At 39.8% G+C, this 8,412-nt stretch carries 8 protein-coding genes; 2 read left to right on the plus strand and 6 right to left on the minus strand.

Annotated features, from left to right (window positions below):
* Positions 1-100: 100 nt before the first annotated feature.
* Together ftsY and nusB are read right to left on the minus strand one after the other, a co-directional pair.
* Positions 101-1,771 (minus strand): signal recognition particle-docking protein FtsY, encoded by a 1,671-nt coding sequence (gene ftsY / locus H6F47_RS25800; RefSeq protein ID WP_137669217.1) that lies wholly within the window; start codon positions 1,769-1,771, stop codon positions 101-103.
* Positions 1,772-2,290: 519 nt separating this feature from the next.
* The gene (gene nusB / locus H6F47_RS25805) at positions 2,291-2,932 is read right to left on the minus strand and encodes a transcription antitermination factor NusB (RefSeq protein ID WP_096569565.1); all 642 of its coding nucleotides are present in this window, start codon (positions 2,930-2,932) and stop codon (positions 2,291-2,293) included.
* 189 nt (positions 2,933-3,121) lie between these two features.
* On the opposite strand from nusB, the gene H6F47_RS25810 reads away from it, so the two are divergent.
* Positions 3,122-3,559, plus strand: coding sequence for a hypothetical protein (locus H6F47_RS25810; protein WP_190651618.1), 438 nt, complete (start codon positions 3,122-3,124; stop codon positions 3,557-3,559).
* Positions 3,560-3,727: 168 nt separating this feature from the next.
* Here the strand turns inward: H6F47_RS25810 and H6F47_RS25815 are convergent, their stop codons facing one another.
* The 4 genes from H6F47_RS25815 to rpmB all read right to left on the minus strand — a co-directional run bounded on the left by H6F47_RS25815 (position 3,728) and on the right by rpmB (position 7,362).
* Positions 3,728-4,438 carry a DUF502 domain-containing protein gene (locus tag H6F47_RS25815; RefSeq protein ID WP_096569568.1) on the minus strand — a complete coding sequence of 237 codons (711 nt, stop codon included), beginning with the start codon at positions 4,436-4,438 and terminating at the stop codon, positions 3,728-3,730.
* 656 nt (positions 4,439-5,094) lie between these two features.
* Positions 5,095-6,009: an HpsJ family protein gene (locus tag H6F47_RS25820; protein WP_190651620.1), complete on the minus strand. Its 915-nt coding sequence runs from the start codon at positions 6,007-6,009 to the stop codon at positions 5,095-5,097.
* 33 nt (positions 6,010-6,042) lie between these two features.
* Positions 6,043-6,687 (minus strand): TIGR04282 family arsenosugar biosynthesis glycosyltransferase, encoded by a 645-nt coding sequence (locus H6F47_RS25825; protein ID WP_096572729.1) that lies wholly within the window; start codon positions 6,685-6,687, stop codon positions 6,043-6,045.
* Between the two features lie 438 nt (positions 6,688-7,125).
* Positions 7,126-7,362 (minus strand): 50S ribosomal protein L28, encoded by a 237-nt coding sequence (gene rpmB, locus H6F47_RS25830; protein ID WP_096569572.1) that lies wholly within the window; start codon positions 7,360-7,362, stop codon positions 7,126-7,128.
* A gap of 53 nt (positions 7,363-7,415) precedes the next feature.
* Here rpmB and H6F47_RS25835 point away from each other — a divergent pair, with 53 nt between their 5' ends.
* Positions 7,416-8,237, plus strand: a complete 822-nt coding sequence (locus H6F47_RS25835; protein WP_190651622.1) for an alpha/beta hydrolase — start codon at positions 7,416-7,418, stop codon at positions 8,235-8,237.
* Positions 8,238-8,412: the final 175 nt, after the last annotated feature.

Raw genomic sequence — 8,412 nt, forward strand, 5'->3', positions numbered from 1 at the left:
AATCACCAATCACCAATCACCAATCACCAATCACCAATCACCAATCACCAATCACCAATCACCAATCACCAATCACCAATCACCAATCACCAATCACCAATCACCCATTTAAAAGTGCTTCGACAAATTCATAACTAGAGAATGGACGTAAATCTTCAATTCCTTCTCCAGCACCAATAAAGCGAATAGGTAAGCCTAACTGTTGTACAACTGCTAAAGCTACTCCTCCTTTAGCTGTACCATCTAGCTTGGTTAAGACAACGCCGCTGAGTTGGGCAGCTTGGGAAAATACCTCAGCTTGTCGCAGTCCGTTTTGTCCCAAGGTAGAATCTAAAACTAAGAGAGATTCCACATGGGCATTTGGGGCTTTTTTGTCAATAATTCGACGAATTTTACTTAATTCGTCCATTAAGTTTTTCTTGTTTTGCAGTCTGCCAGCGGTATCTACTAATAATAATTCCGTGCCTCGTGATTGGGCGGCGGCGATCGCATCAAATACCACTGCGGCTGGATCTGTATTCTTCCCAGGATTAGCTATCACTTCTACTCCGCTTCTTGTTCCCCAAACTTTCACTTGTTCTACGGCAGCAGCCCGGAAAGTGTCAGCAGCACCAATTAAGCAGTTATAGCCAGATTTTTGGGCTAAATGGGCGATTTTACCGATTGTTGTAGTTTTACCAGCACCGTTAACTCCTGTAATTAACCAAATGGTTAAGTTATCTTTTTCTGGGGCAAAGCTGGATCTGGGTGCTGCTTCAATTGGTGCATCTAGCATATCCCGGAGGATTTGTTTCAGGTAGGCGATCGCCTGTTCTGGTGGGGTGACTTCATCCCGCAATTTTTGCTGTAAAGCATCAATAATAAAATCTGTGGCTTCTACACCCACATCAGCTTGTAAAAGTAATGCTTCAATTTCAGTTACAGCAGCTTGATTTAATGGTCCTTGTCCAACAATGGCTTTGAGTTGGTTAAGGATATTGCGCCGAGTTTTATCTAAACCTTGGCGTAATTTTTTCAACCAGGTAATTTCTTCTATAGAAATATCTTCAGCCTTTCTACCTTGTGCTGCTAAAACTTCTGCTGACCATACAAACCCATCATCAAATTCTATAACGGGAATTTCTGCTGCTGTTTCTGGTGTGGTTGAAGTTGATGTTGAAGTTGGTGTTGAAGTTGGTGTTATTTCCGGTTGTGCAACTTCAACCGCACTGGCTATCAATCTTTCCTGTTTGGCTTGCCTTTCTGCTGCTGCCCGTTCTAAAAACGATAAAGTTGCTGGTTGTTGATCACTAACTGGAGTTTCTGGGCTAGTAACTTCTAATTCTTTAGTATCAGATGTTGCTTCTACTGGTGTTGGTACAGTTACTTCTTCTGCGGGCGCTGCTGCGGTTTCTTCAGTAACAGCAGTTGTTTCTATTGGAGTTGGTGTAACTGTTTCCTCTACAGATGTTTCTGCTTTTTCTTCAGTAACATCTTCAGTAACAGCAGTTGTTTCTGCTGGGGTTGGTGTAACTGCTTCTTCTACAACAACTGTTTCTGCTTTTTCTCCAATAACAGATGCCTCTGCTGGTGCAGTTTCTTGGGGCTGAGATTGTTGTTTTTGCTGAATATTTTTATAAGCAGCTTTAGCATAAGCCAATAGGTCCGCAGTATCAGGTGTAGTTTCTGCGGCTGGTTCTGGCTGTGCTTCTTGTGTAGGCTGAGTTTCCCCCTGTGGTTGTGTTTGAGGGGGTTGAGAAGAATCGTTACGGCGGAACCAATTAAAAACCATTGCAGCAATATTATTAGTTATTAGATATCAATTATCAGTTATTAGTTAGCTAGTCAGGAGTCAGGAGTCAGGAGTCAGGAGTCAGGAGTCAGGAGTCAGGAGTCAGGAGTCAGGAGTCAGGAGGAGATTTGAAAATTTCTTTGCCATCTCTTGAAATCCCAAAAAATGCACACTTTTTCCGGTATACCCTTCAAAACCCTTGCACTAATTTCTGTGTTTATCAGCCTCTAACCTTTGATATATCAAGGTTTTAGGTTTATTTAGCAAACCCTATTTATTTTGGATTTTGGATTTTGAATTTTGGATTGTTTTTGTTAACTCCAATCTAAAATCTAAAATCTAAAATCTAAAATTTTCTTCCCCAGTCACCAGTCACCAGTCACCAGTCACCAGTCACCAGTCACCAGTCACCTGCTATATCAGTTTAATTTAATTTGCCACTTTTTCCGGAGTGGGAAGTTTTCCAAATATCCTCACTTTTAACGCACTCAAAGATCGGGAAGAAGTGAGGATATCACTCTATGCTATTTGTTTCTGCTCTGTGACACGACGGAGAACACCATTAATAAAGCGATGTCCGTCATCTCCACTGTAGCGTTTAGCTAATTCTACGGCTTCGTTGATGGCAATACTGGCGGGAACTGCCATAAAGTTCATTTCGGCTACAGCAATTTGTAGGATATCCCGATCTATTTGGGCTAGTCGTGTTACTTGCCAATCTACTAAAGCTCCAGAAATTATTTGATCAATAACGTTGCGGTTTTCATCAACGGTGATCACTATTTCTTTAGCATAATTGCGAACTTCCTTATCTTGATTGGCTAACTGAATCAATTCTGGAAAATCAACGGCTGTACCCAATTGGTTGATAGCTGTTTGGGTACAAGTGATCGCTTCTTGCAGCATGGTTCTAGCTGTATTCAGGTCAGAAGCCCGCGTTTGACTGGTTAAAAGGCGATCATTACTGCGTTGCAGTTCTGCGGCTGCACTATTCAGGGTGTCTTGCACTTCTGTAGTCAAAGTGCGGACTGCACCCAAAACTAATTTGGCTACCAGTTGTTCATCTGGCAGTTTCTCTAATTTTTTGGGGTTGACTGGCAGCTGGCTGAGGCTTAACAATGCCAGTTCTCTGGCTATTTGCTGGGGTTTACGACGTTGCATAATGCTGGTTCTGGTTAGGGAAGAAGTAATGAAGTAAATGGGGCAAACTTATTAATATATCAAGTTTGACATATTTTAACAATTAGATTATCTGTTGGTAATTGGTAATTGGTAATTGGTAATTGGTAATGGGTATTAGGACTTACGCAAGATGTGACTGAAAACCTTATTCTTGCGTAGGGGTAATTCATGAATTACCCTCAATACTTGAAAAAGTGTGCATTTTTTTGGATTTTGAGAGATCGTAAAGAAATTTTCCAACCTCCTCCTGACTCCTGTACGGGCGTTCGCGAAGCGTGCTGGAAGCATCAGCATTCGGACGATAAATTATCAATTTTTATCACAGGTTATTTTCCTGTAAGGGCGAAGCATTCGGGGGATAAATTATCAATTTTTATCACAGGTTATTTTCCTGTAAGGGCGAAGCATTCGGGGGATAAATTATCAATTTTTATCACAGGTTATTTTCCTGTAAGGGCGAAGCATTCGGGGGATAAATTATCAATTTTTATCACAGGCTATTTTCCTGTAAGGGCGAAGCATTCGGGGGATAAATTATCAATTTTTATCACAGGTTATTTTCCGAATGCTTCGCCCCTACGACTCCTGACTCCTATTCCCTCATGAAAGGACTTTTTCAGCAAACCCTAGTTAAGTGTTGTGGTGCGGGCATCTTGCCCGCTAGACTGATACAAATTAAATGTACAACAGCTTATTTCTTCCAGCAAAGTGATGTGCGCCTTGTATGTGTTATGACTGTAGACGCAACTGCTAAGAATCAAAAATAAGAAAAAATCAGGCTTCTTCTACAGAAATAACGTGACTTTTGGGTTCTATGGCTGACACTGCGGTTGGTAAAACCAATGGGGATATGCCATTATTGGGGGCGACTATACCTCCTGAGACTACTATTTTAAAAGCGTCTTCTATAGATATTGAGAGGTTTACTACTTCATCTTCTCGAACCAGTGCATACCATCCAGTGGTAGGGTTAGGTGTGGTGGGGATAAAAACGCTCAACAGCGGTTGATTCATCTGGGTTTGGATATCGCTACTCACTGCACCAGTGACAAAGGCGATCGCCCAAATTCCTTTTCTGGGATACTCTAATAAAACGACACGGCGAAATTTACCATTGGAATCTTTGAGTATTGTTTCTAATAATTGCTTGAGGGTTTTGTATACCTGACCAGCTAAGGGTATAGCTTGCAGTATTCTCTCCCCAAAATCTAGCAACCACTTACCAACTATATTCCGAGCCATCAAACCAATGACTAGGATGCTCAATAGTGGTACTGCCAGTCCAACTAGCAAATTCAATAAATTGACTAATATCGGATGTAGACCATCAAAGGGATTTAGCTGTTTGGGGATTTGGGTGAGAAAGTTTACTACCCAACTGGCAATAGTAATGGTCAGCCAGATGGTAGTTGCTAGGGGAATTACCACCAACAAACCAGCAATCAGGTCATTTTTTAAGTCCTGTTTCAGCCGTTCAATTACCAAGCCCCGATTCTCCTTTTTTTAGGCTACTAAAATTTTTCAACTTCTCTGTAATTGCATTTGACTATGATGAGACAAGTTTAATCGCATCCCATCACCCATAATCAAATGAATAGCTATGGATTATGATATTTGGTTAACCAGTGTTACTTTTCTTTGTAATTCTGGTAAATGATTGTTACCAGTTTCTCAGGTACTATTAATCCTAACGCGGTATCTGACCAGATGCTCAAATTTATCAGATCAAAAGTATAGATTATATTTATCGCCATTTACAACTGGGGATCACAAGGTGAAGGTGGGGATTTTCTGATGACAATTTAAATAACTTTTATTAAGAATATTAATTTTTGGCGCGGAGTCAGGAGTCAGGAGTCAGGAGTCAGGAGGAGAATTAAAAACATTTTTTCATTTCTGGCTGCCCACAAAAGTTAAATGCTTCGCAGTGAGTGTCATTGGTCAGTTAGCGACTTGTACTGAGGGAAGTCGAAGTAAGTCGAAGTAAATCCCTCAGTGCTAGTTGGGAAGTGGGAGTAGTTTTAAGGTTTACACTTGTCTGCCGTGAAGCGCGGCTTTTTCAATTTCCAATTGCCTAAAATCCTTTACCTGTAATATTTTCATGTTTATTCAGCAAACTCTATTGAAAATTTACTGATGGCTTAACCTAGTGGGGCTTTAGGTTTACGATTTTGTAATGCACCTATTTCTTTTAATCCTTTTAATCCTGTCCAACCGATGATGGTATAACCAATAGCTAAAATCAAACTGCTAATACCTATCCTTAGTCCAGACATCCAAGCAGTATTTTTTGCTTGTTTTTGAGCTTCTTCCTTACGTTGGCGAATTTCAGTAATTTTTTGTTCTTTGCGTTGGCGAATTTCACTGGTCGTTTGTTGAGCTAGTTGATTAGGATCTGTTTGTTGGGCAAGAAATTTATCCAGTTCTTGGGGGTTGGCTTTAAATTTTTTCAGTAGTTCTTTTTGTTCTGGGGGTAGTTGAGGATTTTCTAGTGCTTGCTTATATCTCTGCTCATCCTTTAATATTTGAGTGAGTTGTGCTTTTACTTGACTTCTAGCTTGTTCTAGTTGAGCTTTAGCTTGATCATTATTTAACTGACTTTGAAATTCAGATAGTTGGCTGTTCAGCCGGGTTTCTGCTTGTTGGGCTTCTTGGTTGGTTTGGTTTTCTAATTGTTGAGCTTCTTGGGAAATTTGGTTGACTCGTTGTGTACTTGCTTGACGGACATTGTTGAGGTGGAAGGGAAAAATTAACAAAAACATTAAACCTAAGATACTGGCAAGTATCATAGAAGGTAATCTTAAATCTAGACCTGAGCGATCGCCTCCAGTCTCTAATTTATCTAACCAATATGCGGCCGATATTATCCCTAAACCCACCAGTGGAACAATTCCCCGATCAACTAGGGCGGTTGTGAAACCTATTTGTATTTGTTTATCAGTGAGACTGAAACCCAATAACAAAATCACAAAATCAACAAAAAACGACAAGACACAAACTATCCCAACTACTTTGAGTATAAGGGAACTATTGAAGGACGAAACACGGTTAACCATAATTTTTGTAAAGTAAGGTTTGGGTCAATAAAGCTAATGGCCATTTATCAGGGTACACTGTTCCCAAACAAGTAAATCTTCTGGACGGTCAACATCTGCTAATGTAGGTAGGTTTACAAAAGACAAATGAAGTTCCTGGGCGATTGTGACTGTTTGTGATAACACTTGATTAGTTCCCCAGGAAATGCTAGTAAACAAGTCTAAAATTGGTTTTTGCAACCCAATTAAGTAATAACCGCCGTCTATAGCTGGTCCTAGCACGAGGTCAGAGGTTTGTAATTGCTCAAAGGCTGATGCTAAAATCTGGGAATTTAGACCAGGACAATCAGTACCAATGATGATTACCTGTTCTGCATTGTTACTGAAAGCATCTACAAGCGATCGCATCATCCGCTGACCTAAGTCCCCTTCACCTTGAGTTTGATATACAAAACCAACACCTAACCAATTTTGCATTAATTCCCAATTACCCCCAGCAAACCGCACTTCCACAGTTATAGCAGATATCTTTTGTAATTCTTGCACCTGTAATATGGTATGTTCAGTCATTTGCTTTTGCAGATCAGCCGCACCAACTTCACCCAAAGCAGGTATCAGTCTGGTTTTGGTCTTCCCTGGTTCTGGATAACGGGTAAAAATAATTAGATGCTGTTTTGGGATATTTAGTAATTTCTGCACAGCAGCGCCCTTTTTCACAAGTTTAAAGTCACAAGTTAAAAAATTGGGAATTGGGAATTGGGAATTGGGAATTGGGAATTGGGAATTGGGAAGAGAAAAATCTTCATTCTGACTCCTGACTCCTATTCCTTAGCAACTTGGTTAATAACAATATTTACCATCTTCAGGAGTCGGATTTTCTTTTGCGGTTCGCAATGCTCCTAAAATTTCAGTAATTGTACTGAATTAGTGAAGTAGGGGCAAACCCCCCGTGGTTGCCCCTTCCCGTGGTTGCCCGAAAAACAGGGGTAGGCACGGAGGCGCTACCCCTACTTCCTTGAAAAGTGAAGATTAAGTAGAAAGGCGCGAAAAAAACAGAAGCATATAACAAAAAGCAAATTTGTCTAAAAACCTCTTCCCTGCTGCCTTCTCATCACGACAATTTTTAACCCTGACTACTTAATAGTGATTTAAATTGATACCAGCTTCTTTAGCCATTGCTTCTATACCTTTGCTATCTAGGGTTTTAATCGCTTTGGTAGAGAGTTTTAGTTTCACCCAACGATTACCACCAGGCCACCAAACGCGCTTAGTTTGCAAATTAGCGTGTTGTAAACGCTTGGTACGACGGTGAGAGTGGGAAACGGCCATTGCGTTATTAGCCTTTTTACCAGTGAGTTCACAACGACGAGACATGAAAAACCTCCAAAATTCTATTTTATTTAAGTACAACCTTTCTATTTTAGATCATGAATAAACAACGGCTCAAAAAACTATTAATTGGGGATTTTACTTGGAAGCGGATGATTCGGTCTTTTGTTGTAATCTATACCTTATTTGCGGTCTATGTGTATTTTCGTGCGGATAGCATGATTTTTTTACCCCAACCTTCCAGCTATGAGGATACAAAAGACATTATTAAGCTGAAAACGAGGGAAAATCAACAAATTTCCGCAGTTTATTTACCAAACCCTACTGCTAAGTACACTATTCTTTATGTTCATGGAAATGCTGAAGACTTAGGACATATTAGAGCAACTTTAAAAAAAATACGGGATGTGGGTTTTAGTGTCTTTGCTTATGACTATCGGGGTTATGGTACGAGTCAGGGAACACCTACAGAAAATGCTGCTTATCAAGATATTGATACTGCTTATAATTATTTAACGGAAGATTTAAAAATCAAACCAGAGCAAATTATAGTTTTTGGACGTTCTGTAGGGGGAGGTTCAGCGATAGACTTAGCAGCAAGAAAACCGATAGCGGGTTTAATTATTGAAAGTACCTTTACTTCTGCTTTTCGGGTAGTTGTACCTTTTCCCATTTTACCATTTGATAAGTTTAATAATTTAGAGAAAATCAAAAAAGTCAAAGTTCCGGTTTTAGTGATGCACGGTAAGTTAGATGATATTGTTCCTTTTGAGCATGGGGAAAAATTGTTTGCTGCTGTCACTACACCGAAACTTTATTTGTGGGTAGAAGATGCAAATCATAATGATTTTTTTGAGGTTGCACAAGAAAAGTATGGTCAGAAATTGAGGGAGTTTGCTGAATTAGTATCTAAAAATTAAATCCTGCTTCTAATTTCTAAAATTTCTAATTCCTGACTCCTGTAAGGGCGTTCGCGAAGCGTGCTGGAAGCATCAGCATTCGGACGATAAATTATCAATTTTTATCACAGGTTATTTTCCTGTAAGGGCGAAGCATTCGGACGATAAATTATCAATTTTTATCACAGGTTATTTT

The organism is Sphaerospermopsis sp. FACHB-1094, from assembly GCF_014696195.1.
Taxonomy (GTDB): Bacteria; Cyanobacteriota; Cyanobacteriia; order Cyanobacteriales; family Nostocaceae; genus Sphaerospermopsis; species Sphaerospermopsis kisseleviana.